Source organism: Flavobacterium sp. HSC-61S13, assembly GCF_024171535.1.
Classification (GTDB): domain Bacteria; phylum Bacteroidota; class Bacteroidia; order Flavobacteriales; family Flavobacteriaceae; genus Flavobacterium.
Genome location: NZ_JALJZV010000002.1, coordinates 299,581 through 326,500, shown reverse-complemented (window position 1 = coordinate 326,500; position 26,920 = coordinate 299,581). Strand labels below are relative to the sequence as shown.

25 protein-coding genes and 1 riboswitch are annotated in these 26,920 nt (G+C 36.0%); of the genes, 22 read left to right on the top strand and 3 right to left on the bottom strand.

Annotation, left to right across the window (positions count from 1 at the left end; all coding sequences use genetic code 11):
* Nucleotides 1-30 precede the first annotated feature (30 nt).
* The 12 genes from L1275_RS03800 (at nucleotide 31) to L1275_RS03745 (ending at nucleotide 15,458) form a co-directional block, all read left to right on the top strand.
* Nucleotides 31-450 carry a DsrE family protein gene (locus L1275_RS03800; RefSeq protein WP_253469951.1) on the top strand — a complete coding sequence of 140 codons (420 nt, stop codon included), beginning with the start codon at nucleotides 31-33 and terminating at the stop codon, nucleotides 448-450.
* 9 nt (nucleotides 451-459) lie between these two features.
* The gene (locus L1275_RS03795) at nucleotides 460-2,157 is read left to right on the top strand and encodes a bifunctional UDP-sugar hydrolase/5'-nucleotidase (protein ID WP_253469948.1); all 1,698 of its coding nucleotides are present in this window, start codon (nucleotides 460-462) and stop codon (nucleotides 2,155-2,157) included.
* Nucleotides 2,158-2,272: 115 nt separating this feature from the next.
* The gene (locus L1275_RS03790; protein WP_253469945.1) at nucleotides 2,273-4,708 is read left to right on the top strand and encodes a bifunctional UDP-N-acetylmuramoyl-tripeptide:D-alanyl-D-alanine ligase/alanine racemase; all 2,436 of its coding nucleotides are present in this window, start codon (nucleotides 2,273-2,275) and stop codon (nucleotides 4,706-4,708) included.
* 73 nt (nucleotides 4,709-4,781) lie between these two features.
* Nucleotides 4,782-5,207, top strand: coding sequence for a large conductance mechanosensitive channel protein MscL (gene mscL / locus L1275_RS03785; protein WP_253469942.1), 426 nt, complete (start codon nucleotides 4,782-4,784; stop codon nucleotides 5,205-5,207).
* Nucleotides 5,208-5,486: 279 nt separating this feature from the next.
* Entirely contained in the window at nucleotides 5,487-8,828 is a 3,342-nt protein-coding gene (locus tag L1275_RS03780; RefSeq protein ID WP_253469939.1) for a SusC/RagA family TonB-linked outer membrane protein, read from the top strand.
* Nucleotides 8,829-8,875: 47 nt separating this feature from the next.
* On the top strand, nucleotides 8,876-10,327 hold the full coding sequence (locus tag L1275_RS03775) for a RagB/SusD family nutrient uptake outer membrane protein (RefSeq protein ID WP_253469936.1): 1,452 nt from the start codon (nucleotides 8,876-8,878) through the stop codon (nucleotides 10,325-10,327).
* 16 nt (nucleotides 10,328-10,343) lie between these two features.
* Nucleotides 10,344-11,219 carry a substrate import-associated zinc metallohydrolase lipoprotein gene (locus L1275_RS03770; protein ID WP_253469932.1) on the top strand — a complete coding sequence of 292 codons (876 nt, stop codon included), beginning with the start codon at nucleotides 10,344-10,346 and terminating at the stop codon, nucleotides 11,217-11,219.
* A 16-nt stretch (nucleotides 11,220-11,235) separates the two neighbouring features.
* On the top strand, nucleotides 11,236-12,069 hold the full coding sequence (locus tag L1275_RS03765; protein ID WP_253469929.1) for a DUF4302 domain-containing protein: 834 nt from the start codon (nucleotides 11,236-11,238) through the stop codon (nucleotides 12,067-12,069).
* Nucleotides 12,070-12,591: 522 nt separating this feature from the next.
* Entirely contained in the window at nucleotides 12,592-12,903 is a 312-nt protein-coding gene (locus L1275_RS03760; RefSeq protein WP_253469926.1) for a hypothetical protein, read from the top strand.
* A 643-nt stretch (nucleotides 12,904-13,546) separates the two neighbouring features.
* Nucleotides 13,547-13,885, top strand: coding sequence for a hypothetical protein (locus L1275_RS03755; protein WP_253469923.1), 339 nt, complete (start codon nucleotides 13,547-13,549; stop codon nucleotides 13,883-13,885).
* A gap of 177 nt (nucleotides 13,886-14,062) precedes the next feature.
* Nucleotides 14,063-14,473 carry a MauE/DoxX family redox-associated membrane protein gene (locus L1275_RS03750; protein ID WP_253469920.1) on the top strand — a complete coding sequence of 137 codons (411 nt, stop codon included), beginning with the start codon at nucleotides 14,063-14,065 and terminating at the stop codon, nucleotides 14,471-14,473.
* Nucleotides 14,457-15,458 carry a hypothetical protein gene (locus tag L1275_RS03745; RefSeq protein WP_253469917.1) on the top strand — a complete coding sequence of 334 codons (1,002 nt, stop codon included), beginning with the start codon at nucleotides 14,457-14,459 and terminating at the stop codon, nucleotides 15,456-15,458. The genes L1275_RS03750 and L1275_RS03745 overlap by 17 nt, the downstream gene beginning before the upstream one ends.
* Nucleotides 15,459-15,558: 100 nt before the next feature.
* Here L1275_RS03745 and ahcY read toward each other — a convergent pair whose 3' ends face one another.
* A complete protein-coding gene (ahcY, locus tag L1275_RS03740; RefSeq protein WP_253469914.1) occupies nucleotides 15,559-16,875 on the bottom strand; it encodes an adenosylhomocysteinase in 1,317 nt (438 codons plus the stop codon).
* A gap of 134 nt (nucleotides 16,876-17,009) precedes the next feature.
* Between ahcY and L1275_RS03735 the strand changes: the two genes are divergently transcribed.
* The 5 genes from L1275_RS03735 (at nucleotide 17,010) to L1275_RS03715 (ending at nucleotide 21,953) form a co-directional block, all read left to right on the top strand.
* Nucleotides 17,010-17,639 carry a 4'-phosphopantetheinyl transferase superfamily protein gene (locus tag L1275_RS03735; protein ID WP_253469911.1) on the top strand — a complete coding sequence of 210 codons (630 nt, stop codon included), beginning with the start codon at nucleotides 17,010-17,012 and terminating at the stop codon, nucleotides 17,637-17,639.
* Between the two features lie 73 nt (nucleotides 17,640-17,712).
* Entirely contained in the window at nucleotides 17,713-18,405 is a 693-nt protein-coding gene (locus L1275_RS03730; RefSeq protein ID WP_253469908.1) for a Bax inhibitor-1 family protein, read from the top strand.
* Nucleotides 18,406-18,467: 62 nt separating this feature from the next.
* Entirely contained in the window at nucleotides 18,468-19,103 is a 636-nt protein-coding gene (gene pnuC, locus L1275_RS03725; RefSeq protein ID WP_253469903.1) for a nicotinamide riboside transporter PnuC, read from the top strand.
* On the top strand, nucleotides 19,096-19,500 hold the full coding sequence (gene arfB / locus L1275_RS03720; protein ID WP_253469899.1) for an alternative ribosome rescue aminoacyl-tRNA hydrolase ArfB: 405 nt from the start codon (nucleotides 19,096-19,098) through the stop codon (nucleotides 19,498-19,500). The genes pnuC and arfB overlap by 8 nt, the downstream gene beginning before the upstream one ends.
* Nucleotides 19,501-19,607: 107 nt before the next feature.
* Nucleotides 19,608-19,697, top strand: a riboswitch (TPP riboswitch).
* Nucleotides 19,698-19,778: 81 nt separating this feature from the next.
* On the top strand, nucleotides 19,779-21,953 hold the full coding sequence (locus L1275_RS03715) for a TonB-dependent receptor (RefSeq protein WP_253469896.1): 2,175 nt from the start codon (nucleotides 19,779-19,781) through the stop codon (nucleotides 21,951-21,953).
* 79 nt (nucleotides 21,954-22,032) lie between these two features.
* On the opposite strand, the gene L1275_RS03710 is transcribed toward L1275_RS03715, so the two are convergent.
* On the bottom strand, nucleotides 22,033-22,458 hold the full coding sequence (locus tag L1275_RS03710) for a hypothetical protein (RefSeq protein ID WP_253469894.1): 426 nt from the start codon (nucleotides 22,456-22,458) through the stop codon (nucleotides 22,033-22,035).
* A 151-nt stretch (nucleotides 22,459-22,609) separates the two neighbouring features.
* Between L1275_RS03710 and greA the strand changes: the two genes are divergently transcribed.
* Nucleotides 22,610-23,086, top strand: coding sequence for a transcription elongation factor GreA (greA, locus tag L1275_RS03705; protein WP_253469891.1), 477 nt, complete (start codon nucleotides 22,610-22,612; stop codon nucleotides 23,084-23,086).
* Between the two features lie 24 nt (nucleotides 23,087-23,110).
* Nucleotides 23,111-23,500: an HIT family protein gene (locus tag L1275_RS03700; RefSeq protein ID WP_253469888.1), complete on the top strand. Its 390-nt coding sequence runs from the start codon at nucleotides 23,111-23,113 to the stop codon at nucleotides 23,498-23,500.
* Nucleotides 23,501-23,538: 38 nt separating this feature from the next.
* Here L1275_RS03700 and L1275_RS03695 read toward each other — a convergent pair whose 3' ends face one another.
* The gene (locus tag L1275_RS03695; protein WP_253469885.1) at nucleotides 23,539-24,705 is read right to left on the bottom strand and encodes a PAS domain-containing sensor histidine kinase; all 1,167 of its coding nucleotides are present in this window, start codon (nucleotides 24,703-24,705) and stop codon (nucleotides 23,539-23,541) included.
* A gap of 148 nt (nucleotides 24,706-24,853) precedes the next feature.
* Here L1275_RS03695 and L1275_RS03690 point away from each other — a divergent pair, with 148 nt between their 5' ends.
* From L1275_RS03690 to aat, 3 genes are all read left to right on the top strand, one after another.
* A complete protein-coding gene (locus tag L1275_RS03690) occupies nucleotides 24,854-25,729 on the top strand; it encodes a flavin reductase family protein (RefSeq protein ID WP_253469881.1) in 876 nt (291 codons plus the stop codon).
* Nucleotides 25,730-25,768: 39 nt separating this feature from the next.
* The gene (locus L1275_RS03685) at nucleotides 25,769-26,146 is read left to right on the top strand and encodes a DUF3127 domain-containing protein (protein WP_253469878.1); all 378 of its coding nucleotides are present in this window, start codon (nucleotides 25,769-25,771) and stop codon (nucleotides 26,144-26,146) included.
* A 136-nt stretch (nucleotides 26,147-26,282) separates the two neighbouring features.
* Nucleotides 26,283-26,918 carry a leucyl/phenylalanyl-tRNA--protein transferase gene (gene aat, locus L1275_RS03680; protein WP_253469874.1) on the top strand — a complete coding sequence of 212 codons (636 nt, stop codon included), beginning with the start codon at nucleotides 26,283-26,285 and terminating at the stop codon, nucleotides 26,916-26,918.
* Nucleotides 26,919-26,920: the final 2 nt, after the last annotated feature.

Below are 26,920 nucleotides of genomic sequence, written 5' to 3'. Positions count from 1 at the left end.
TTATTTCGGATATTGATTAAAATTACAAAAATGAAAAAAATACTAGTATTCAGTATCTTATTGATGTTGATAGGCCCCGTAAAGGCACAAGAAAAACTACCAAGGCACCGAGTGGTTTTTCAGATGACCAGTTCCACTATTGAGGAACAAAAGGGATTGATCAATAATGTAAACAATTTGCTTAATCTTTGGAAAGAAGATGTGGTGATACATGTGGTGATACACGGGCCAGGAATAAGTCTAGTGCAGTCGGAAAAAACAACGCTCCAATCCGAATTGTACTTATTAGTAGAAAAAGGGGTCGTTTTTCAAGTCTGTGAGAATACCCTAAAGCAAAAGGGTATTGCTAAAGAAGCTATAATAGGTAAGATGCAGTATGTACCTTCTGGAATTGCAGAAATCATTCAGAAGCAAGAACAAGGATGGAGTTATATTAAGAGTAATTTTTAAAACAAAACCATGAAAGATCGAAGGAGTTTTATAAAAGCAATGGGAGTAATGGGCTTGGGGACTGCTGTATTGCCAACTGTAAGTTTCGCCAATGCGGACAATGCTACGACTGATAAATTAAAAACTGAATCCGAATTAGACAAGGATAAGGGAGTAGAAAAAATTAGTATTTTCCAAACGACTGATGTGCATTGTCAACTTCACCCTCATGATGAATTGTTTTGGGAAAACGATGCAGCTGTTTATCGTAAAACTGGGGGATATGCCTATTTGGCTGGTATGCTCAAGGAGTTGAGAAAGGAAAGTCCCAATAATTTTACTTTGGATACCGGTGATATGTTTCAAGGTAGTGAATTGGCTGTCCAGACCACAGGAAAAGCCTTTGTTCCGATTTTGAATCAGATGAATTATAATCTTTTTTTACCGGGAAATTGGGAGGTAGTCTACGGTAAAAAAAATATGCAACAATTGATGGGAGCTTTAAATGCGCCTAAAATATGTAGCAATATGTACCACGATTTAAAAAATGGTCAGCGTGGGGAGTTGATTTTTCAACCGTATCATATTTGGCATACAGCAGGAGTGAAAATTGGCTTTTTAGGTTATACGGATCCCTTGGTGCCTTTACGGCAATCGCCCATGTATAGCGACGGTATAGTCTATACTGAGCCAGCTGAAAACTTAGCTCATTATGTCGATGTATTGAGAAATCAAGAGCAATGTGCCTATGTGATTATGATTGCTCATTTGGGTTTGTCACAACAGATTGCGTTGGCAAACAATCCAGTTTGTCAAGGTGTTGATTATATTTTTGGAGGCGACACCCATGAACGGGTTCGAAAACCAATCGTTTGTAAATACGCAAAAGTAGTAGAGCCGGGAGCATTTGGTTCCTTTATTGGTAAGCTTGATTTGTACGTGGAAAATGGAAAAGTAATTCGTGATGATTATGAATTGCTAGAAGTAACCGCTGCTAAAATTACCCCAGATAGTGCCGTTGAAAAGTTGGTGACTTCGGTCGAAAAGCCTTATGCTGAAAGCATTAATAAGATTGTCGGTTACAGTACAATACCCTTATATCGCTATTTTGTTGTCGAAAATCCCATTGATACTTTGGTATTACAAGCCTTACATGCTAAGCATCCTGAGGTAGATGTGGTTTTATCCAACGGATTTCGTTTTTGTCCGCCTAATATCACTCGAGATCACACGGGTAATATACCAATAACCAATGGTTTTATATTTGATATGCTACCAGTAGATTCAACGATTAGAATCGGAAAGGTGTCGGGATTACAAATTCAAAATTGGCTCGAAAAAGAATTAAACAATGTATTTGCCGCTGATGCAGTTCAACGATTCGGAGGATGGATGGTTAAATTTAAAGGCATGGAGGTGACCTTCGAAGCTTTTCAATCTCATGGAAAACGAATTAAAACAGTTGTTATAGGCGGATTGCCATTGGATGTGCAAAAAAACTATAAAATTTTGGCTTGTGAACGAGAGGGAGATCCCGATGATATGTTGTGCCGTATGAGAAACGTTCGCGAAGCATTTAATACGGAATCCACTTTGCACGATGCGCTGTTGGCTTATTTAAAAACAAATAGTCCGGTAACGCCTACACCTCCAAAGGCGGCGGTTATTTTAGATGGACCAGACACCTTATTATCGCAGGTAACAGGAGTGGATTATACCTTTGTTTAGGCTTAAAAACGAGAATCTCGCTGGTGTTTAAAAATTTTAAAAACTAACGAGATTCTCTGGTTTCTTATGTGTTTTACCTTAACTTTGATAGGCAATTTATAAGCATAAGGAAGTAATGAGAATAAAAGTATCGGATTTTTGTAAAATAGTGTCTGCTAGTTTTTTAGGAGAAGCAACGGAATTGGTATTCACCCACGTATCTATCGACAGTAGGTCTTTACAAAATAACGAGCAAACCCTATTTTTTGCTTTAGATGGGAAGCATCATGACGGGCATCAATTTATAAGTGATTTAGTCCAAAAAGGAGTTGTGAATTTTGTGGTTTCTAAAGTACCTGCATCTCCTATAGTTAATGTATCTTATTTTATAGTATCCAATACCTTAGTGGCTTTTCAGGAATATGCAGCTTACTATCGCAGCCAATTCGCTTTTCCGGTAATTGGAATTACAGGGAGTCGGGGCAAAACAGTAGTCAAGGAGTGGTTGAATTTTTTAATCAATCCGGATTATAACGTAATCAAAAGCCCGAAGAGTTATAATTCTCAAGTTGGGGTTCCCTTATCTGTTTTGGGGATCGATCACAAACACAATTTCGGAATCTTTGAAGCGGGTATTTCCACTGTAAATGAAATGCGCGTTCTAGAGAAAATCATTCAACCGACTATCGGAATATTGACTTCTATTGGGACAGATCACGACGAAGGTTTTGTCGATCAGGATGAGAAGTTAAATGAGAAATTTAAACTGTTTGTCCATGCCGATACCATAATTTTAGAAGAGGACCTCGCTCCGTTGCTAGCTGATGAAAATCGTAAAAAAGTTTTTTCATGGAGTTTTACCAGCAATACTGCCGATGTTTTATTTAGTAAAACCAACAGAGGCCAACTGCTCGTTAAAACTTCTCGAAGTGAATTTGAGGTAGGTGTTCCATTTGACGATTCGGTATCTTTATCCAATATGGCTTGTTGTATAACAACACTTTTATATTTGAAATACGACCAAACTGTTATAGCCGAGCGTATGTCTAAACTGTATCGCGTCGAAATGCGATTACAGGTTAAAAATGGTGTTCATCAATGTACTTTAATTGACGACAGTTATAGTGCCGACTTTCAGTCGCTGAAAATCGCCTTGGATTTTTTGGAAAAACACAAAACCCAACCAACTAAAACAGTTATACTCTCTGACATTTTTCAAAGTGGTTTGCCTGAGGAGGAATTATATCAGCAAGTACACGTTTTGTTGGAATCCAATAAAATTAATCGCGTTATAGGAATAGGTCCGGCGATATCTAAATACTTAGCGGGATTAAAGAATTTTTATGGCTACGTCAGTACGGATGCCTTTTTACAGAAGTTTTCCATGGACGATTTCCAACAAGAAACGATTTTGGTTAAAGGGGCTCGTGGCTTTCACTTTGAGAAGATCTGCAGTTTATTGGAAGAAAAAACACATGAGACCGTTTTGGAAATAAATTTAAATGCTGTTCGACACAATTTGAACTTTTATAGGTCCAAATTGAAGCCGACAACCAAAGTCATGGTTATGGTCAAGGCTTTTGGTTATGGCAACGGCAGTTTTGAAATTGCCAAACTGCTTGCACATGATAAAATAGATTATTTAGGAGTGGCTTTTGCCGATGAGGGGATCGCTTTGAGAAAGGCGGGAATTCAATTGCCTATTATAGTAATGAATCCTGAAATAAGTGCGTTCTCAGCTATGATTGCTTATGACTTAGAACCCGAAATATATTCATTAAAGGAATTGCGAACTTTTTTGGCATTTGCTCAAGAAAAGAATGCCTACCAATACCCGATTCATCTAAAGTTGGATACGGGTATGCATCGATTGGGATTTATATCAAAAGATATAGAAGAATTGATAAGTATTTTAAAACCGACAAATGTGTTGGAGGTTAAAACCATATTTTCTCATTTGTCATCTAGTGATGTTGAAGAATATAGAGACTTTACCTTACAACAGATTGCTGACTTTAAAATACAGAGTAAGCGAATTTCGGAGGGATTACAAATTAGTCCGATTAGGCATATTTTAAATACCTCGGGAATTTATAATTTTCCGGAACATCAAATGGAGATGGTTCGTTTGGGGATTGGATTGTACGGTGTAGGAAATGATGCTGTAGAAACTGCACAACTCGAACACGTCAGTACTTTAAAAACGGTGATCTTACAAATAAGAACGGTAGATGATGGGGAAAGTGTCGGATATGGACGAAAATTCAGATCCAAAGGTTTGACTAGAATAGCGACTATTCCGATTGGTTATGCCGATGGAATTCCGAGGGCTTGGGGCAATGAAAAAGGTTATGTATATATTAAGGAGTGTAAGGCCGTTATTATTGGTTCGATTTGTATGGACATGATGATGGTGGATGTGTCTGGAATGGATTGCGAAGAAGGCGATGAGGTGATTATTTTCGGCAAGGAAATTCCTGTTACCGAGTTGGCTACAAAATTGGGGACCATTCCGTATGAAATTATGACTAGCATTTCGCAAAGGGTTAAGCGAATTTTCTATCAAGAATAAACTTTTTTTAAGAAATTATTTACTATTGAAATGAAAATTTATTACTTTAGCGTAAATTAAAACACATAAAGGTATGGGATTCGTAAAAGAGTTTAAAGAGTTTGCTGTTAAAGGAAATGTAATGGACTTGGCAGTAGGGGTAATAATCGGTGGTGCTTTTGGGAAAATTATTGACAGTGTTGTTAATGATTTGATAATGCCTTTAGTATCGGGAATTATCGGTACACCGGATTTTAGTAATATCTATTATGTGTTGAAGGGGACGGTTCCTGAAGGCGCTGCGTTGAAAGATGCAAGAGCTGTAGAAGGGGCGGTTATTTTTGCGTATGGTAACTTTATTACGGTATTGATTAGCTTTTTATTGTTGGCTTTAGTGGTATTTTTCTTAGTCAAGGGTATCAACCAATTGAAGAAGAAAGAAGATGCCGCGCCAGCAGCACCAGCGGGTCCGTCTCAAGAACAGTTGCTTGCGGAGATTAGAGATTTGTTGAAGAAATAGAACTTTCGGGATTGATTAAATAAAAAAGACCTTGCGCACAAGATTGCGTAAGGTCTTTTTTTTTGATCAAAATTATTATATAGTATTGGGGTATTATTAATGTTTTTTTTAGCGATGGTAGCGGTATAAATTACGAAAGTAAAATAGGCTGTCAGCGCTTTTAAATGTTAAGATTTAACTTCTCTATAATAGAAAAAAACTATAAAAAAAAATAACACAAAATTAGCATATATGGATTTTTTGTTATTTGTTTGTTAAACAATTTAAAAATAATAAAACATGAGGAAAATTGTACTCAATTTCTTTCTAGTGTTGTTGACCCTTTTGACTGTTCAAGAGGCGTATTCACAGGGAAGAAAGGTTACAGGTAAGGTTGTTTCAGCGGCAGATGGTTTACCTCTCCCAGGAGCAAGCGTTCTAATTAAAGGCACTCAAGATGGTGTCAGTGCAGATTTAGACGGTAATTATTCAATTACAGTCAAAGATGGAAATGCCATTCTGGTATTCGGATTTATGGGGTATAAATCCTCAGAAGTCAAATTGCAAGGCAGAAGTGTAGTTAATGCTTCATTGGCTGAATTGTCAGAAGAATTAGGAGCAATTCAAATTGTTACTACAGGATACGAAAAAGTTAATAAAAGAACTTTTACAGGTGCTGCTAGTAGAATATCAGAAAAAGAATTAAAAGTTGAAGGAGTACCTGATGTAAGTCGTATGATTGAAGGTAAGGCTGCGGGTGTTAACGTTCAGAACGTTACAGGTAGTTTTGGTGCGGCTCCTAAAATTACGGTTCGTGGTTCTTCATCTATTATGGGAGATACAAAACCATTATGGGTTATTGATGGTGTAGTTCAGGAAGATATTGTTAATGTTAGTTTCGAGGATTTAGCTTCTGGAAACTCAGAGACATTGTTGAGTTCTGCTATCGCTGGATTAAATAGTAGTGATGTTTTGAGTATCGAGATTCTTAAAGATGCTTCTGCAACTTCAATTTATGGTTCACGTGCAATGAATGGTGTGGTTGTTATCACGACAAAATCTGGACGTAGAGAAACTCCTTTAAGTGTTACTTACTCTATGGAAAATACTGTGAGAACGGTTCCTACTTATGCACAGTTTGATATCTTAGATTCTCAAGGAAATATGAGTATTTTACAAGAGCTAGATAAAAAAGGTTATTTGGGAATGCCTTCATCTACGCAAGGTAGATATGGAGGGGTTTATACAAAAATGTATCAAGCTATTGATAACAATACGTTGTTAAATACTCAAGCTTCAAAAAATAAGTTTTTACAACCTTATGAAAAAGCAAATACGGATTGGTTTAAATTATTATTTAGACCTTCAATAACTCAGAATCACTCCTTAAGTTTTTCAGGGGGGGGTAAGAATAATTCATATTTTGCTTCGGTAGGTTATTATACAGATCCGGGATGGACTTTGGCAGATGAGGTTCACCGTTTGACGATGAATTTAAAATCTACATTCTATGTAAATGATAAATTGACCATTGCTTTATCTTCTATGGCTTCGGTTCGTGATCAAAAAGCACCGGGAAGTTATGATAGTGAAAAGGATGTGGTGAATGGAGGTACTTCACGTAATTTCGATTTAAATCCATTTAGTTATGCATTAAACACAAGTAGAACACTTCGTGCTTACGATCAAAATGGTAACTTAGAGTATAATAGAATGAACTGGGCACCATTTAATATCCTTGAGGAATTGGATAATAATATGATGAATATTGATGTGAAAGACATCAAGTTTCAAATTGATGCTGAATATAAAATTTTGCCAAAAGTTACTTATAATTTAAGTGCTTCAGCGCGTTATGCGGATACACGAAGAACTCATGATATTTATGAGCAATCTAACGTAGTCGGAGCATATAACGCTAATGAAACTCCTATTGTTACTAAAGCTAATATTTTCTTGTATACGGATCCAAATAATCCTAGCGCGACTAAAGTTCCTGTTTTGACAGAAGGAGGTATAAGAAGAAAATTCAGTAATGATCTATTGTCTTATAATGTTAGAAATAGTATTTCTTACAGTCAAACATTTAATGATATTCATGAGGTAGATGTATTTGCAGGGACAGAATTGAGATATGTTGATAGAGAAAGTAATAGCTCAACTGATTATGGAGTGATGTTTGATCGCGGGATGATTTTAAATACTGATCCTAGAATTTTACAGAAAGTGATTAATGAAGGAGGGACTCTTGCTAGCTATTTTGAAGAAAGAGAGAGAACAATTGGTTACTTTGGAAAAATCTCTTATACTTACGATAGACGTTATACCGTTTCTGGTACAGGTCGTTATGATGGGTCAAATAGACAGGGATTAGGAGGTTCTAATCGTTGGTTGCCAACATGGACAGCATCAGGTAAATGGAATGTGTCTGAAGAGAAATTTTTGCAAGATTCTGAAACGATTAGTAATTTGAGTTTTAGAGGTTCTTATGGGTTAACTGCTACTGCAGGTCCGGCTACGAATTCATTAGCTATTTATAAGAGTTATATTACTGATAGAGAATTGCAAGAAGACAGAGAAGTAGGTTTGTCTATCGAAGATCTTCAAAATGCGGATTTAACTTGGGAAAAACAACATGAGGCGAATATAGGTATGGACTTAGGTTTATTCCATAACAGACTTCAAATTGTAGCTGATGTGTACCAGAGAAAAGCTTTTGATTTGATTGATGTTGTTACAACGTCTGGTATTGGTGGTCAAAAAACTAAGTTGGGTAACAATGCGGATATGACTACAAAAGGTGTGGAGCTAAGTTTGACGACACGTAATATAGTTGGAGATCAGTTTTCTTGGTCCACAACGATTAATGCATCGTATTACAATCAAGAAATTACATCTCTTCAAAATAAACCTACTGCTTATGAATTGGTGTCTGGTTTTGGAGGAAATGTTGTTGGACGTCCTAGAAATGCACTTTATTCATACCAGTTTACTGGTTTAACAGATCAAGGTTTACCTACGTATATTCAAGCAGATGGTGAAACTGATAATATTGCTGGAGCTTATTTCCAGGATAGACAAAACATTACAGGTTATTTGAAATATGAAGGTGCTATTGAGCCTAATAAATCTTTAGGTTTATCGAATACTTTTAATTTCAATAATTGGTCATTAAATATCTTTGTTGTAGCATCAGGGGGTAATAAAATTAGGTTAAATCCTAGTTACTCTTCTTCTTATGGTGACTTGGATGTATTTACTAAAGATTTTGAGAATCGATGGATGGTTCCTGGAGATGAGAAGATAACTAATATCCCAGTTATAGCAGATAAAATGATGCAAACGAATTACACGGAGAATGCTTTAAGTGTTGCTTACAATACTTATAATTACTCTGATCAACGTGTTGCAGATGGTGGATTTGTTAGATTGAAAAACATTTCTTTAGGTTATGAATTTCCTGACCATTTCAAGAAAAATTTAGGATTTTCTGCTTTTTCTTTAAAATTGATGGCAACAAATCCTTGGTTAATTTATTCTGATAAAAAATTAAGAGGTCAAGATCCGGAGTTCTTTAGAACGGGTGGTGTTGCTATGCCTATAACTAGTCAATATACCTTAACGCTTAACGTAGCATTATAATAATATAGATGATGAAAAAAATTAAAATTTTTGCTTGCGTATTGACAATGGTTGGTTTTGCAAGTTGTGATGATTATTTGTCAGAAGTGCCAGATAATCGTACTTTGATCGATTCGGAAGATAAAGTGTCTGAATTGTTAGTTGGTGCCTATCCGATGTCATGTCCTTATACATTTTTAGAGGCGATGTCTGATAATACAACAGATAATATGAATACCTCTTTGGGTAGTCAAGAGAATACTTTATATTATACTTGGGAACTTGGGAAATTAGTGAATACTGATTCTCCGTCAGGATATTGGGATGCTTGTTATGGTGCGATTGCATATGCTAATCAAGCTCTAGAGGCTATCGATGCTTTAGAGGATACTCCAAGGTTGAGGTTGTTGAAATCGGAAGCTCTATTGAGTAGAGCCTATGCTCATTTCATGTTAGTAAATGTTTGGGCTAAGAATTATGACCCAAATACTGCTTCATCTGATCTAGGTGTTCCTTACGTTAAAGCTGTTGAAAGTAGTTTAATTGTTAACTATACTAGAAATACTGTTCAAGAAGTTTATGATCTAATTGAAGCGGATTTATTAGAGGGCTTAAAAAATGCAGGGGAAAGAACTGATAAAAACGCTAAACCTAAATATCATTTTGGTTTAGCTGCTGGTAAAGCTTTTGCAGCTCGTTTCTATTTGACGAAAGGAGAATTTGATAAAGTGTTGGAATATTCGTCAGATTTAGGTTCAAAACCGAGAATTATTAGAGACTGGAAATTCGAAAGCAAAATTGCGTCTGTAGAAGAACAAACTCGTGATTATAGTGGAGTTCAAAGAGAAACGAATTTATTGGTTTCTACGGTTCCTTCTGCATATATGAGAACGTTTATGTTTGACAGATATTCCTCTACATCTTTGTCCTTTAATGAAATTATGGGTAGAGCAACTAATCCTTTGGGTAAGAAATTCTACTATGATGCTCCATTAAATGTCGGGAATAGAGACAATGCTTTGGCTCCAAAGGTGAATGAGTATTTTAAAACTACTAATCCAACTGCAGGTACTGGTTTCGCTTTCTATAGAGTTATTTTATTTAGCAATGATGAATTGTATCTTAATAGAATTGAAGCTTTAGTGATGACTAATAGATTAGACGAGGCTTTATCTGAGTTAGAGTACTTTATAGGAACTAGAACTGATGGGTATGTTGCTGGTACTGATAAACTAACTAAAGCAATGATCATGAGTAAATATGGAACTGCTTCAAGTGAGTTTTCTCCATTTTATTCTATGACAGATGAGCAAGCTGCTTTTGTTAAAGCAATTGCAGAAGCTAAAAGAAGAGATTTAATTCACGAGGGTAACAGATGGTTTGATATAAAGAGATTTAATTTAGTTGTAAATCACAAAATGGGATTGTCTACTGAGGTTTTAGTTAAAGATGATTTACGTAGAGTGATGCAAATTCCTGACCACGTTGTTGCTGCAGGATTGAAACCAAATGTTAGATAATAATAAATAGTATATTATGAAAAAATATAATTTTGTTAAAAAATTCTTGATTGTTGGGGTAGTTGCTACTGTTTTTGCTTCTTGTCAAAAGGAAGATTCACTTGGTGAAAGTAGATTAGATACTAACGAGGAATTTAGAACTGAGTTGGATCAATGGTTATTTGATGAATTTACAGCAGAGAATAAATTCAATATTAATGTGTCTTATAAATGGGATCCAACTAAAGCAGATAATAGCCGATGGTTATACCCTGCAGATCCTATTAAAGTAAAGCCAGCTATGAATGTTGTTCGTAAAATTTGGATTGATTCCTATAACGAACTTGGTGGAGAATCTTTTGTAAGAAATATCTCTCCTAAAGAAATCCATTTAATTGGTAGTCCTAACATGAATAAGGAAGGTACTCAAACTCTTGGATTAGCTGATCAGGGAAATAGAATAGTATTGTTTATTATCAACTCTTTAAATATTACTAATGCTAGTCAAGTTAAAAATTTTGTACATACAATTCAACATGAGTATATCCATATTCTAAATCAGAAAAATCAATATAACATTGAGAAGTATGCTGCAATAACGCGATCAGGCTACAATTCGAACTGGCAAAATTACAATGATATTGAGTCAAGAGAGGAAGGTTTTATTTCTGCTTATTCTAGATCAAATGCAGATGAAGATTTTGCTGAAATGGCCGCTGCTATGTTGGTGGATATCAATGCGTATAATGCAATTATTGATAACGTAAAAAGCGCAGAGAGTAAAAAAGCATTAAAAGAAAAAGAAGCAATCATTGTTGACTACTTTAAGCGTTCTTTTAAAATTGATTTCTATGAGCTTTGTGCGATCACAGATAGAAAGACTAAGGAAGTAATTGCTGGTAATTTCAATTAATTTAATTAAAATATATATGAAATTTAATTTTTTAAAAAGTGGACTATTAGCTTTAGCTTTAAGTACTACTTTAATAGGTTGTACAGATAACGATCCTGATATGTTGTTTGATAAAAATCCGGATAGCCGTCTTGAAGAAAAACGTGCTGAGCTTCAGGAAACTTTATTGGATTCTGAATATGGATGGAAGGTTGTTTATTTTACAGACAATAGTTTGTTAGGTGGATTTACTCATCTTATTAAGTTTGAAGAAGGGTTTAAAGTCTCAATGGCTTCCGATTTTAACAATGATACATCAGTGTATAATAGTGAGTATGCTTTAGAGTTAGGAAGTACAATGAGTTTGGTTTTCAATACTTATAATAGAGTACATCTATTATCAGATAATAGTAATTTTCCTATTCCACAGTTGAGAGGAAAAGGCTATTTGGGTGATTTCCAATGGCTGTATTATGGAAAGTCTAATGACGGTATAGATTTTCAAAGCAATCGCCAACACGTGCCAATTAGATTTGAAAAAGCAAATGAAGAAGATTGGGGCTCATTGGCTGGAAACTTCGTAACGATTAGTCGCTTTGGAAGGATGAAGAAGCTTTCCTTGCAAGAATCTGGTAATGTGAAGTCATACAATGTTACTTATGGTACAAGAACTCGTTTTGCAGGAATTTTGTCTGCAGATAAAACTGAATCTGTAAATGAGAATCTAGGTGTTGGTGTCGGATTTAATCATAGCAGTATTGTTATTAGTCCTTCTATAGAGTTGGATGGTATGGAATATACTGTTTTTAACTATATGAGCGATTCAGATAGTTTTGCCAGTGAAGACGGTAAAGTAATTTTTAGTAAATAATTTACTGCTTTAAAGGATTTTAATTTATTTAAAAGAGGGCCACTCCATTCATTTGGAGTAGCCCTTTTTTTATTTTAACGTTTTCAATGTTCTGTTTGGAAGAGAGGATGAATTGTACTTTTAGGATCATTGACCTGTCTTAATTCGCAGTGATCGTCCTTGTTCTGGTTTCCATAGTTTTAATGCCGGTTCTTAGTCCCAGTAAGTATCAATAAGAAACCGTGGTCGTTATGTGTATATTATATCTAAAAAAATAGCATTAAGCTTGGATCTGCAGTGATTTTAGTTGTAGTAAAGGGTTATGCATTCTAAGGAGATATCATTAATAAGCGAAATTAAAAGTATTGAAGTGCCGCGAATTTTAATGGGCTTAGTGCCGCTTGTTAGTTCAGTTTTATTATTTACTTGTTTTAAATATACTGTAAGTTCAACGACTATGTTGTATTAAATTTTGGTTAATATTTAAGAATATAGTAAGTTTTTGTTCTATATTGTATTTATTAATAATTAAAATTATTTATTATGACAAAAATTTTAAATTTAGGATTAGCCGTTGTAGGTATCTCATTGGCAACTTTCGCATCTTCAGGGATGATGAATGCAAATGGGACAGTATATGAATCACCTTGTACAGATGGAGGTAGTTATGCTTGTACTATTATGGATATTGGAAACGGTCAATTTAAAGTGCTTAGATGGGGGACTCTAAAGCCTCCTATTAAGTTTGATCCTTGGATTGATCGTCCTATAGATATATACGTTCCAATTAAGAAGGGTGATCTTCATTTAGATCATGCTGTAGGAGGAGAAGAAGGTCTGATTTACGTGCGATAGGTCATCAGATTCACAGTTGCATTCTGCAGATAGTAATGTTAATTATTAAACGTAGACCATATGTTGTGTTTTTTAATCCCTGATAGATATATTAGTAGGACGTTTTAGATTTAGAATGGCAATTACACCATAATTGAAAAGGCTAGTACGCTATTGTTGAAAATAGTGAACTAGCTTTTTTGTAATAGAAAGTTTTTATTAATCTATAATTCTGCTCGCTGTTATTTTCTCATCATCTTCTTAGCTATTTTAATGTACCAAGTACAAGTTCTTCTATAGGGACATACAGTATCACTTAGGTGTAATATTTTATTAATTCGATCTGATTACTAGGGAGGATTTATGCATCTAGTATACTTCTATATTTTTTTCTTCTCTATAATGGGGTATATTCAAGTGATAGGGATTCTATAGAAGGTTTGTTTTAAAGTTAGTAAGTTGTTTATGAGTTTATAATGTTTTCTGTGTTGTATACAGATTTAGTAACTTCATGATGGATTTAGATCGGCAGTGGTATTTGCTTGTTCCATTGGGTTTGAGCGCTATTTCTTAACATTTATTTGTTAAAATTATCTTAAATGAAATTTTTGGCATTTGTTTTTTGTCTATTTTTAAGAATATTAACTATTAAATTATATTTATTATGACAAAAATTTTTAATTTAGGTTTAGCTGTTGTTGGTGTTTCATTGGCAACATTTGCTTCTTCGAATGTGATGAATGCCAATAGCAGGGTAGTTTCATTGCCTTGCTATGAAACAGGGAAAGATGTTTGTTCTTATAGAACTTTTCCAGGTGTACCCTCTGTCGAAATTTTACGTTGGGGAACTATAAAAATGCTGGAACCTATAACACCTCTTCCTCCACTTGTACCAGGTGCGCCTACTGGTCCATACACTCCTCATATTCCTTTTGATACTGATCGTAGTTATCATTTGAATGATATGATCGAGAGTAATACGATCTTTAGCGTGACTCCGTAATACTTTCTAGGAGTCAAAGTTTATTCTAATTGAAGCGTTTTTATTTGAAAATTTATTAGATCAATATGATTTATAAAGTTGAAAAGCGGTATTTATTAGAATATAGTATCAATATAAAAAGACTAATCATTCTGTTGTTAACAGCAAAAGTGATTAGTCTTTTATTCTATTTAAAAAATGAAAAAGAAATATTTTACAGTCATAGTATCTTCGTTTTTAATTATCTTCTTTTCGTATACTGCGGCAAATAAATTCCTGAATTTAGACGACTTTAAGTTCAATTTGATAAAAACAGGACTTTTTAAAGATGATATCTTGCCTTTAGTTGCTTATGCCGCTATTGGTATGGAGTTACTGTGTGTCGCGTTATTGATATGGCGCCGTAAATTAGGAATGACGATTTCTCTCGTTATGATGATTTTATTTACTATTTACATCATTTATTTACAACTTTCAGGGCGTTATGAGGTTTGTGGTTGCGGAGGTATTTTAAATGGTTTGAAGTACGAGTATCATCTTATAATTAATATGATTATTATAGCATTAATTACCTTGGTTAAATTGGAGAAGAATGAAAATACTAAATAATAGATTTTGGTTAGTAATTATTGGCTTTTCTATATTGGCGATTGTCTTAAAATCGTTGCCTTCTTTGGATAAGAAAGAGTATTATTTTGATCGAACGATAGAAAAGAATATCCTGGATGTTTTGCCTGTTTATGGGGTTGATGCAGAAAAAGGCAGCTTTCTAAGTGCTGCTTCACAAGGTGATGTTTTGCAAATAGATCGTGTAGCCAAAAATATTGAGATTATAAGTCGACAACAACGCGAAAAGTTCCCAATTCCCTTTGATTACGAAAATCTTGTGGATGTAAGAAATGATACTTTGGTTTTTTCGAATTTTAATAGTTGGATAGTGTATGAACCTATAACTAATTATGTAGAAAAAATAGAGTTGAAAGATGTTATATTGTTCAATACATTTTTATTAGATGATTATGGACAGTTTCTTTTCTTTGGTGAGTATAAGCTGAACGATCTAATACAAACCGGTTTTTTTACATACAACCGGAAAACTAAACAAGTACAAATGGTGCATGTTTTTGAGGAGAAAAAGGAACGTGATTTAAAAAATAAATTAGCATTCAAAGGTGGTTTTTCCTCGAACTCCGATTATATATTGTTTAGTTGTGAACTCGTATCTAAAGTCTTTGTGTTTGATGCTAAAGCTTTTTATTTAGGGACTGTTAATACCTTGGACAAAGTGCCTTTTCCGAAAATTCAAGACCACGATGGGGTGTATACCTATAGTAACGAGGGCACTGCGTATTCTAATAAAGGTTCTTTTGCAGTTGGGGATACACTTTTTGTTTTATCCGCTAATACTAAAGAACCCTATCTATTAGCTGATCTTTATTCGCTATCAAATCAGAAATATCTATACAGCCAAAAAGTTGATGGAACCGGATTTGTAAATCAACACATTGATGTCATAAACCAAAAAGATGATCAATTGTTTTTTTATATGTTCGATCGGTCGTTGCGTATCTTTGCGATAAAATCCCAGCAATAAAGGACAACTGTTCGGTTTTAATATTAAATCGGAAAGCATATACCAATAAAAAAGCCACTCTTTATCGGAGTGGCTTTTTTATTGGTACAAATTGGATAAGTTAATATCTATAGTATTCTGGCTTATATGGACCTTCAGTTGTTACGCCGATATATTCAGCTTGCTCAGTAGATAAAACTTCGAGTTCCACTCCAATTTTATTCAAATGCAAACGAGCTACTTTCTCATCTAAGTATTTAGGTAGCATATATACGTCATTCTCGTATTGATCGCTGTTTTTCCACAATTCGATTTGTGCCAAGGTTTGGTTGGTAAACGAATTCGACATAACAAACGATGGGTGTCCTGTGGCGCAACCTAGGTTCACCAAACGTCCTTCCGCTAAAATGATGATATCTGTACCGTTGATGGTATATTTGTCAACCTGAGGCTTAATTTCAACCTTAGACGCTCCGTGATTGGTATTTAACCAAGCGATGTCTATCTCATTGTCGAAGTGACCGATATTACATACTACAGTTTTGTCTTTCATCTTTTCAAAATGACGACCCACTACGATATCTTTATTTCCTGTTGTTGTGATGATGATATCAGCATTGCCGATAACAGTATCCAGTTTTTTAACTTCAAAACCGTCCATTGCCGCTTGTAGAGCACAGATAGGGTCGATTTCAGTTACCGTAACTATGGATCCTGCTCCTCTAAATGAAGCAGCAGTACCTTTACCCACATCTCCATAACCGCAAACGATGACGCGTTTTCCGGCTAACATCAAATCGGTAGCACGACGAATGGCATCTACAGCTGATTCCTTACAGCCGTATTTATTGTCAAATTTCGATTTCGTAACCGAATCGTTAACGTTAATAGCTGGCATCGGTAAAGTTCCGTTTTTAACTCTTTCGTACAAACGGTGAACGCCAGTTGTAGTTTCTTCAGAAAGTCCTTTAATTCCATCAACTAATTCAGGAAAACGATCAATAACCATATTGGTTAAATCTCCACCGTCATCCAAAATCATGTTTAACGGTTTTCTGTCTTCTCCAAAGAACAAGGTTTGTTCAATACACCAATCAAAATCAACCTCGTTTAGGCCTTTCCAAGCATAAACTTGTATGCCAGCTGCTGCAATGGCAGCCGCTGCTTGATCCTGTGTAGAGAATATATTACAAGAACTCCAAGTTACTTCGGCACCTAGAGCTACTAAAGTTTCGATCAAAACAGCAGTTTGAATAGTCATGTGCAAACAACCCGCAATTCTTGCTCCTTTTAGCGGTTGCTCGTTATGATATTCTTGTCTAAGAGCCATTAATCCGGGCATTTCAGCCTCGGCCAATTCAATTTCTTTTCTTCCCCAAGAAGCCAAAGAAATGTCTTTTACTTTGTATGCCACAAACGGCGGTATTTTTGTGCTCATCTGTTGTATATTTGTATTTACAAAAATTTTATACAAACTTACGGAATTCCTTTTTAAAAAAAGTAGTGCGAATCTTAATTCGACGTTAACGAGTTTTCGAGGTTTTTAGTTGTCAATGCTTTAACTCATCCGAGATGCCATTAGAAAAAACAATACAAGTAAACACCCATACACAGGTGTTGGTCTGGAAAATTACCGAAAGTTTTGAATCGTTACAGCGCGGGCTTGCTTTGAGTCAAAATAGCGCAGAAAGACTTCAAAATATGAAATCGATCAGTCATCAATGTGGTTTTTTGAGTATTCGACATTTGTTGTTCGAAGCAGGATATCAAGACGCGGATTTGACCTATGATGAAAATGGAAGGCCACATCTTAACGACGGAAAGTTTATCTCCATTACACATTCTTTCTCGTACTCAGCCATCATAGTCAGTTCACATAACGTGGGTATTGATATCGAGATGCAGCGCGAAAAAATTATACGAATTGCAGATAAATTTACCAATTTGAAAGAACAGGCTTTGTTAGTGGATCCGATCGATAGCAAAGTGAAACAGCTCACTATAATTTGGGGTGCCAAAGAAGCGATGTACAAGATGTGTAATTCCCGAAGTTTGAGTTTTAAAGATAATATGAATGTGGAAGCGTTTGATTTGATTGATGAATGTGGTAGATGCGAAGTCAGCTCAGAAAGCTTCTCGAAGTCATTTTATTTTTATTTTTTCGAGATAGAAAATTTTATATTGGTTTATACCTTATTGTAATGGGCACTAAACCTGAATTAACCAAAAATATTTATTAGTATCTTCGCTTAGTAAAACGTTAAAAATTAAAAAAATGGAAACAAATATCCTCGTTGCTCACGCTACTGATTCGGAAAGAGCTACATTTTACAGAAAAACATATACCCACTTAGCATTGGGGGTTTTGGCATTTATCATAATAGAGAGCCTGTTGCTCAAGATTGATCCTTTGGTAGAGTTTATGCTCAGTATGACACAAGGTTATCTTTGGTTGGTTTTGCTCGGTGGTTTTATGGGAATTACTTGGGTCGCTCAAAAAATGGCTTATAAAAGTGTTAGTCCATCACAGCAGTATTTAGGTTTTGGTTTATATATATTAGCCCAAGCCTTATTATTTGTACCGTTAATCTATGTCGCCATCTACTATTCAGGCGGTAATATGACCTTAATCAATCAAGCGGCTATATTGACAGGGGGCTTGTTTTTGGGTTTGACAGCTGTAGTCTTTTTGACTAAAACGGATTTCTCGTTTTTGCGATCCATACTAACTATGGGCTTCTTTGTTGCAATGGGTTTGATCGTAGCAGGTATGATTTTTGGTTTTGATTTGGGACTGTGGTTCTCTGGAGCAATGATTCTATTGGCATCAGGCTCGATCTTATATTCTACTTATAATATTAAGAATGAATACGGTACCGAGCAGTATGTACCCGCAGCCTTATCCTTATTTGCTTCTCTGATGTTGCTTTTTTGGTATATTTTGAGATTGTTAATGAGTAGAAACTAACAGACTGTTTTAAAAATCTATAAACCGTATTTCTTGAATACGGTTTTTTATTATAAATAAGAATGATTGACTTTTTTTTTGATGCCTATAAAGATACTTCTTGGACTCATATAGCCTTGGAATTTGTCGTATTTGTCTTTGGAATCTTAAGCGTGTGGTACGCTGGGAAACAGAATATCTGGGTATATCCAACGGGATTGATCGCAACGGTCATCGCGGTGTATTTATTATTTCTTGCAAGCTATTTGGGAGAGGTGGTTTTAAATGCTTATTATTCTATAATGAGTATATACGGTTGGTATAACTGGTCTAAATTAAGCGGTACTCAAGAAGTTCTGAAAATTTCGAGAACGAATAACAGAGAAAAAAGGATTGGGTTTCTCATCTTCGTTGTGACTATTTTGATTGTATACGCAGTCTATCGTGTTTTTGACTATGAGATACGCACGGAAAATTATATCGATATATTAACATCGGGTATCTTTTTTACAGGGATGTATTATATGGCATTAAAAAAGATAGAAAACTGGACCCTATGGATTATCGGCGACATTATCTCGATTCCTCTCTATGCTTATAGGGGATTGGGAATGCTTTCTTTGCAATTTGTTATCTTTACGGCCTTAGCGATTAAAGCTTATATCCAATGGCATCGCGAATTGGAAAACGAAAAATTAAAAAATAGTCTAAGTGAATAAAGAAAAATTACTGTCGGAACTTCAGTTTAAAGCCATTCGAAGCGGAGGGGCAGGGGGACAGCATGTTAATAAAGTTTCTTCCAAAGTGGTACTTACTTGGGATTTATCTAAAACAGTAGCCTTTTCAGAAGAGCAAATTGGGCGGTTGGAATCCATGTTGCGTAACCGACTGTCAAAAGAGGCTGTATTGCAGTTAGAATGCGACGCTACTCGCAGTCAAATTCGAAATAAAGATGGAGCAATAGAACGTTTTTTCTCCATATTAGAAACGGCCTTAATTAGAGAAAAACCGCGAAGAGCTACTAAAGTGTCTAGATCTGTGATTCGAAAACGCAAAGACAACAAACAACAGCTTTCTCTTAAAAAAGCCATGCGTAGAAGACCCGATTTTGATTAAAGTTCAGAATACATCCATATAAGACAAAACAGGAAGTATTATGCCGCTATTTAGGAATTCTTTCTAGTGAAAAAATTGGTGTTTTAAAGAATAACCAATACTTTTGCCTTGTCTCAAAGGGGTGCCAAATAAGGCTGAGATTATACCCATAGAACCTGGGCGGATAATGCCGCCAAGGGAAAAAGAGTTTGACGTACTGTTGAACTCGCGGAATACGATATGTAATTATTAATCATAAATAATTGCCCCTTTTATTTGTAAAAAATATTTTTTTACGAATGAAAACAAAGTTTTTTTATCCCTGGCTTACAGCGGCACTTTTAGCTTCAATTTCCGGAATTGCACAAGAAAAAGTAGTTGTAGATTCTACTAAAGTAACCGCTTTAGATGAAATTTTGGTCGCTTCCATTCGCGTGGACGACAAAACTCCGATCGCTTACAGCAATTTGTCGAAGAAAGAATTGGCCAAGAGAAATCTGGGTCAAGATATCCCTTCCCTGATGAACTTTATGCCGTCTGTTGTGATGACTACCGATGCTGGTAATGGCGTTGGTTACTCAAGTATACGAGTTCGTGGAAGTGATGCAACTCGAGTAAATGTAACTTTAAACGGAATTCCTTACAATGACGGGGAATCTCAAGGAACTTTTTGGGTTAATATGCCTGATTTTACGTCGTCCATTCAAAATCTTCAATTGCAACGCGGTGTCGGGACGTCGACAAATGGATCTGCTGCTTTCGGAGCCAGTTTGAATTTATTGACCGACTCGTATTCCTATAAGAGTAACGGAGAGATTTCCAATTCGTTCGGCAGTTACAATACCCGTAAACACACCGTCAAATTTAGTACGGGGCTGATGAATGATCATTTTGAAATAGCGGGTCGTTTGTCCAATATTCATTCAGATGGATATATAGATCGTGCTACTTCCGATTTAAAATCTTATTTCTTACAGGGAACCTATCTCGGTAAAACTACTTTAATCAAAGCCTTGGCATTTGGAGGAAGTCAAAAAACGTATCAGGCTTGGAATGGTTTAGAAGATCCAGACAAATTGGAAAATCATCGTCGTTTTAATACTTCAGGAGTATATTATGACGATCAAGGAACTATGAGGTTTTACGATAATGAAACAGACAACTACAAGCAGGATCACTTTCAGTTGCATTGGAACGAGCGTTGGTCATCTAGGTGGACGAGCAATATGGCACTTCATTATACCATAGGGGAAGGCTATTATGAAAACTATAAAGTCAATGGTAAGTTTGCGGAATATGGACTAAGCCCAATCATCGTAGATGGAAAAGAAGTGAAGAAATCGGATATTATCCGTCAAAAGTGGCTGGAAAATGATTTCTATGGTTTTACGTTTTCAGCAAACTATAAAACAGACCGATTAGATGTAATTATCGGTGGAGCTGCAAACAAGTATGAGGGTGAGCATTACGGAACGATATTGTGGATCAAGCAGCCGGTGAAATATGAATATAACCAAAAGTATTACGATGATAACGCGCTAAAAACAGATCTTAACTCCTATGTTAAAGCCACGTATCAAGTAACGAATAAATGGAGTTTATTTGGAGATGTGCAGTTTAGAAAAGTACAATATAAAGCCAATGGAGTGGAAACGGGAAATGTCAACGACAGCTTTGACTTCTTCAACCCCAAGGCAGGTATTACTTACCAAGTAAACGAACAAAATCAAGGATATTTTTCCTATGCTAGAGCGAATAGAGAACCCAATAGAAATGATTATAAAGATGGAAATCCCAAACCCGAAAAGTTAAATGATTTTGAGTTGGGATGGAGATACCGTTCACCAATAGCGACAATAAATGTCAATGCTTACTATATGCGTTATAAAGATCAATTGGTTTTAACAGGTGCTTTAAATGATGTAGGTGCTCCGATCAGAGAAAATAGTGGCGATAGTTATCGCCTTGGATTGGAGGTTGATGCCACGGTACGTTTACAGGAAAAGATATATTGGAATCCGAGCGTGACTTTGAGTAAAAATAGAAATATTGATTTTCACACAGAGTGGAATGGTGAATTAGTTAATTTAGGAAATACGAATATTGCGTTTTCTCCTAGTTTTATTGGATCAAACGTACTGACTTATGTGCCGATTAAAGGAATGAATATCTCTTGGTTGGCTAAGTTTGTTGGTGAGCAATATATGGGTAATGTCGATATGGAAAAATCTAAATTGGATGCGTACTTTGTCAATGATATCAGCATGACTTATGAATTTCCGGTTAAGGGCTGGTTTCAGTCCGTGGGATTCTCTGTTTTGGCTAACAATATTTTTGATGTCAAATACCTTTCTAATGGATTTTACTATACCTATGATGAAGTAGCTAATGAAACGGTAAGCACTCAAGAGGGTGCGGGATATTATCCGCAGGCAACCTTTAATATATTGGCGGGAGTAACGTTGAAATTCTAAAAAAACAAAATGAGCGGACAGACCTTGGTCTGTCTACTCATTTTATTCAGCGCTATCAGCGTTAAAGTAATTGGAATCACTAATTATAGATTTTTAAAACATCCCCACCTATAAGATCTATTCGATATTGTTTTAACTGATACTGCGCACCATCAGCAAGGCCTGTAAACAGAAGGTATTTATAACCATCACAGCTACATTCGGCAGACACTCCTTTAAGATCCATGATCGAACAATCTCTTAATTCATGATTGGGGCAAGCTAGGTCGTATGCTTTATAGCCACTTCCCGAGTTGAAAATAATAAGTCCACGAACACCAAGACCTTCACCAAAAATACGCACCGAAGTTGATGGGTGCTTTAAATTGCTGTATTGAGGAAGGTTTAAATTAATATTCGTTGAAAAGGGATAATCGGGTAAATAAGGGTTTTGATTACTAAAACTATCTTTGGAACAGCCTAAAAATGAAATAGTAATAATAAATAATAGAAAAAGCTTTTTCATGATTAAAGAATTTGGAAAACAAATTTAATTATTTAACTTTGACAAAAATGATACAGTTAGTAAATAATTAAATATATCGATTAAATAATATCTTCATAGAAAGAAATCCCGTTTCGATGGGATTTTTTCTATTTTATAAACCATGTAAATTATGAGTAAAATTTCGTATTATACTGCTGAGGGTTTGAAAAAACTAAGAGATGAGATTGAGCAGTTAAAGAGTGTGGAGCGTCCAAAAGCGTCGCAAGCAATTGCGGATGCCAGAGACAAAGGAGATTTATCGGAGAATGCAGAGTATGATGCAGCTAAGGAAGCGCAAGGTTTATTAGAACTTAAAATTTCTAAATTGGAAGAGGTTAATGCCAATGCGCGACTTATCGATGAATCACAATTGGATGTTACTAAGGCTTTGGTCCTTTCAACCGTTAAGATAAAAAATCAATTAAACGGTATGGAGATGACTTATACTTTGGTGGCGGAAAGTGAAGCGGATTTGAAGGCAGGGAAGATTTCGGTAACGTCTCCAATTGGAAGGGGTTTACTTGGAAAAACTGTTGGAGAAGTTGCAGAAATTCAGGTTCCTAATGGGATCATGAAATTTGAGGTTTTGGAAATCAGTAGAGATTAAATAACTTTATAATATTCAAGAGATATGAGTTCTATATTCACAAAAATTATCAGCGGAGAAATTCCGGCTTACAAAGTGGCAGAAGACGACCAGTTTTTAGCATTTTTGGATATTAATCCCAATGCAAAAGGTCATACCCTTTGTATTCCCAAAAAAGAAGTCAACAAGATTTTTGATATGGAGGAAGACAACTATCTTGAATTGATGAAGTTTTCTCGAAAAGTTGCCCAAGCAATAGAACGAACTGTTCCGTGTAAACGTATCGGAATGGCGGTAGTGGGGCTAGAAGTTCCACATGTTCACGTACATCTGATTCCATTGCAAGATATGGAGGATATGCGTTTTGTTAGAAAAACTACTTTATCGGAAATAGAATTTGATGCCTTAGCTAAGGCAATTCAGAAAAATATGTAAGTATAGCTGGTATGAAACCAGTTCAGAGCCGCAGATAATTAAATGTTATTTGCGGTTTTTTGTTTTTTGTACACGATGCAAATCGTGGTTCCTTTACCAATTTCGGAATGAGTTACTTTTATAACGCCATTGTGGTAGGATTCTACTATCCGTTTAGTTAGCGACAGTCCAAGTCCCCATCCTCGTTTTTTGGTGGTGTAGCCCGGTTCAAAAATCCTCTTAAATTGTTTTTTAGCGATCCCTTTACCCGTGTCTTTAATCTGGATTCGGATTGATTTTTCATTGTCATCAATAATGATATCGACGGCTCCTTTTCCTTTCATAGCATCGATTGCGTTTTTTATTAAGTTTTCGATGGTCCAACTGTGTAAGATGGGATTCATCGGCATCAGCAGTGGATAATCCGGTGCGTTAAACGAAAAAATAATTTGTTTAGAAACGCGCGAACGCAAATAGTCAAAGGTTTTTTTGGTCTCTTCAATGGTATCGCGTAATTCCAAAACGGGTTCCGAACCGATTTTAGAAAACCGCTCTGCGATGGTTTGCAGTCGATAAACATCCTTTTCAATTTCACTGACCGTTTCCTCATTGACCTCGTCGAGTTTCATAATCTCAACCCAGCCGAGTAAGGAGGATAAGGGTGTTCCAATTTGATGAGCTGTTTCCTTGGCCATTCCTGCCCATAGTCTGTTTTGCGTAGCCATTTTACTGGCGCGATAAAAACTAAAAATCATCGCTGAGAAAAACAAAAAAATCAAAATTAGCGCGCCGGGATAATATTTTAGTTTGGTCAATAAGGAGGAGTTTCCGTAATACAAGTACTGCTTATTGTTGTCGAATTCGACGACTATGGGGCTGTTTTGGGATTTGAGTTTGTTTAAAAAATCTTTAGTCTTCTCTGGATTATTCATAATGTGATCTTCGACATTGACCATATTGATAATACTGTCTTGATCGGTCGTTTGAATAATGGGAATCGTATTGTTGGTATTTAAGATTTGAAGGGGTAATCCCAAATCGGTATCGTTGAGGTCAGCTTTGTTTAAGGTTTGTGAAGCGCTAGCCCAGATTTCCATCTTTAAGCGTTCTTCGTCTTTAAAAGTTTGAAAGAAGGTATAGGTGTTCCACAGTATAAGGACCAAAGCACTAAAGGCAGTCAAGATAATTAGCCAGCGCCAAGTATTGTTTTTGGTTTTAAAAAACATAGAGATCAATTTGTGTTTAAATGTAATAAAAATTAACTGCTTCAAAGCGAAACTTTTCATTTTGACGGTAAAACTTCGTTATTGCGATGCTATTCTAAAAGCTTTTTGTTATTTTTACATACCTAAATATAAAATAGCAGCGTTGTTCATGAAAACCATTGATCCTAAAGATATTACCACTGTTCAGTTACAAGCCTATATGCAAAGTGCTATTGGGCCGCGTCCCATTGCCTTGGCGAGTACAATCGATGCGGACGGCAATCCAAATTTGTCGCCTTTTTCGTTTTTTAATATGTTTAGTGCGAACCCTCCGATATTGGTTTTTTCGCCATCAAGACGGGTACGTGACAATACTTTAAAACATACTTTGTTTAATGTTCAAGCGACACAGCAAGTAGTGATTAATGTGGTGAACTATGAGATGGTGCAGCAGACCTCGCTGAGTAGTACAGAATATAAGGATGGTGTCAATGAGTTTGAGAAGGCTGGATTTACCATGTTGAAATCCGACTTAGTAAGTCCTTTTAGGGTTGCAGAAAGTCCGGTTCAATTTGAATGTATCGTTAATGAGGTGATCGGTTTAGGCGATCAAGGAGGTGCCGGTAACTTAGTGATTTGCGAGGTTGTTAAAATGCATATCAATGAAGCGGTTTTAAATGAGCAAGGAGCTATTCAGCAGGATAAAATGGACTTGGTGGCTCGAATGGGAGGGAATTGGTATACCCGGGCTAATGATGGGTTGTTTGAAGTAGAAAAACCTTTGACGACCTTGGGTATTGGCGTTGATGCCATTCCTGAAGTAGTTAGAAAAAGTCCTATCTTTAGCGGTAATGATTTGGGGATACTCGGCAATGTTGAGGAATTACCTAGCCCAGAAGCGGTAAAAGCTTTTGTTTCTGAAAATTTGGAATTGCAAGAACTGTTGCAGCATCCAGATGAAAACAAGAAATTGGAAAAAGCAAAAGAATATTTAATTGAAAATAATGTAACTTTGGCGTGGAAAACAATTTTAGCTCAAAAGTAGTTTTTCACAAATCAATATAACGCGATAAAATTTAATACGATGGAAGTTTTAGGAAGAATTAAAGTAATCAACCAACCACAGCAAGTGAGTCAGTCTTTTAAAAAGAGAGAGTTGGTAGTAACAACAGACGAACAATATCCACAGCATATCATGATTGAGTTTACTCAAGATCGTTGTGATTTATTAAATGCATTCCAAGTAGGAGAACCCGTTAAAGTATCGATTAACCTTAGAGGTAGAGAGTGGACAAATCCACAGGGAGAAACCAAATATTTCAACTCAATCCAAGGATGGAGAATTGAAAAAGCTGTTGCAGAGCAACCGGCTGGTATGGCAACACCTCCTTCTATGCCTTCTGAGCAATTTGAATCGGCTCCGAAATTTAATGAAGAAGAACACGACGATTTACCGTTCTAAAAATAAAAAGAGGCTGTCTCCAAAGGGGACAGCCTTTGTTTTTTTACCACAGCTCCTCGGCTTACTGATCACTGATTACTGATCACTGATTACTGATTACTGATCACTGATTACTGATCACGATTCTCGACTAACGATGTATATAATCAACAATAACCTTTTTTTTCCCGAAGTCACGCAAACCCATGAATCAGGAATTATTGCTCTGGGAGGAGATTTATCAACCGAGCGTCTCTTATTGGCGTATCAGTCGGGTATCTTTCCGTGGTTTGAAGATGGGGAGCCTATTACTTGGTGGGCTCCAGATCCGCGTATGGTCTTGTTTTTAGACGAACTCAAAGTGTCGAAAAGCATGCGCAACATTCTCAATAGAAATACTTTTAGAGTGACTTTTAATCGGGAATTTCGTCAGGTGATCAATCATTGTCAAAAAGTCAAGAGAGAAGGGCAAAACGGCACCTGGATTACCGACGATATGATTGAGGCCTATTGCGAATTACACAGGCAAAATCGAGCCAAATCGGTTGAGGTTTGGCAAGAAGACCAATTGGTGGGCGGCTTGTATGGAGTTGACTTGGGTCATATCTTTTGCGGAGAAAGCATGTTTTCTTTGGTGGCTAATGCCAGTAAAGTAGCCTTTATCGCATTGGTGCAGTACTTACAACAGCATCAATATCAACTTCTCGATTGTCAGGTTTATAACGATCATTTGGACAGTTTGGGTGCGCGCGAAATTCCGCGAATTCAGTTTATGCAGATACTTAAAAATTAAAA

Excerpts from the sequence above, each read along its gene's own strand:
- L1275_RS03800 (WP_253469951.1), top strand. The coding sequence starts at position 31 with ATGAAAAAAATACTAGTATTCAGTATCTTATTGATGTTGATAGGCCCC.
- L1275_RS03795 (WP_253469948.1), top strand. The coding sequence starts at position 460 with ATGAAAGATCGAAGGAGTTTTATAAAAGCAATGGGAGTAATGGGCTTG.
- L1275_RS03790 (WP_253469945.1), top strand. The coding sequence starts at position 2,273 with ATGAGAATAAAAGTATCGGATTTTTGTAAAATAGTGTCTGCTAGTTTT.
- mscL (WP_253469942.1), top strand. The coding sequence starts at position 4,782 with ATGGGATTCGTAAAAGAGTTTAAAGAGTTTGCTGTTAAAGGAAATGTA.
- L1275_RS03780 (WP_253469939.1), top strand. The coding sequence starts at position 5,487 with ATGAGGAAAATTGTACTCAATTTCTTTCTAGTGTTGTTGACCCTTTTG.
- L1275_RS03775 (WP_253469936.1), top strand. The coding sequence starts at position 8,876 with ATGGTTGGTTTTGCAAGTTGTGATGATTATTTGTCAGAAGTGCCAGAT.
- L1275_RS03770 (WP_253469932.1), top strand. The coding sequence starts at position 10,344 with ATGAAAAAATATAATTTTGTTAAAAAATTCTTGATTGTTGGGGTAGTT.
- L1275_RS03765 (WP_253469929.1), top strand. The coding sequence starts at position 11,236 with ATGAAATTTAATTTTTTAAAAAGTGGACTATTAGCTTTAGCTTTAAGT.
- L1275_RS03760 (WP_253469926.1), top strand. The coding sequence starts at position 12,592 with ATGACAAAAATTTTAAATTTAGGATTAGCCGTTGTAGGTATCTCATTG.
- L1275_RS03755 (WP_253469923.1), top strand. The coding sequence starts at position 13,547 with ATGACAAAAATTTTTAATTTAGGTTTAGCTGTTGTTGGTGTTTCATTG.
- L1275_RS03750 (WP_253469920.1), top strand. The coding sequence starts at position 14,063 with ATGAAAAAGAAATATTTTACAGTCATAGTATCTTCGTTTTTAATTATC.
- L1275_RS03745 (WP_253469917.1), top strand. The coding sequence starts at position 14,457 with ATGAAAATACTAAATAATAGATTTTGGTTAGTAATTATTGGCTTTTCT.
- ahcY (WP_253469914.1), bottom strand. The coding sequence starts at position 16,875 with ATGAGCACAAAAATACCGCCGTTTGTGGCATACAAAGTAAAAGACATT.
- L1275_RS03735 (WP_253469911.1), top strand. The coding sequence starts at position 17,010 with ATGCCATTAGAAAAAACAATACAAGTAAACACCCATACACAGGTGTTG.
- L1275_RS03730 (WP_253469908.1), top strand. The coding sequence starts at position 17,713 with ATGGAAACAAATATCCTCGTTGCTCACGCTACTGATTCGGAAAGAGCT.
- pnuC (WP_253469903.1), top strand. The coding sequence starts at position 18,468 with ATGATTGACTTTTTTTTTGATGCCTATAAAGATACTTCTTGGACTCAT.
- L1275_RS03715 (WP_253469896.1), top strand. The coding sequence starts at position 19,779 with ATGAAAACAAAGTTTTTTTATCCCTGGCTTACAGCGGCACTTTTAGCT.
- L1275_RS03710 (WP_253469894.1), bottom strand. The coding sequence starts at position 22,458 with ATGAAAAAGCTTTTTCTATTATTTATTATTACTATTTCATTTTTAGGC.
- greA (WP_253469891.1), top strand. The coding sequence starts at position 22,610 with ATGAGTAAAATTTCGTATTATACTGCTGAGGGTTTGAAAAAACTAAGA.
- L1275_RS03700 (WP_253469888.1), top strand. The coding sequence starts at position 23,111 with ATGAGTTCTATATTCACAAAAATTATCAGCGGAGAAATTCCGGCTTAC.
- L1275_RS03695 (WP_253469885.1), bottom strand. The coding sequence starts at position 24,705 with ATGTTTTTTAAAACCAAAAACAATACTTGGCGCTGGCTAATTATCTTG.
- L1275_RS03690 (WP_253469881.1), top strand. The coding sequence starts at position 24,854 with ATGAAAACCATTGATCCTAAAGATATTACCACTGTTCAGTTACAAGCC.
- L1275_RS03685 (WP_253469878.1), top strand. The coding sequence starts at position 25,769 with ATGGAAGTTTTAGGAAGAATTAAAGTAATCAACCAACCACAGCAAGTG.
- aat (WP_253469874.1), top strand. The coding sequence starts at position 26,283 with ATGTATATAATCAACAATAACCTTTTTTTTCCCGAAGTCACGCAAACC.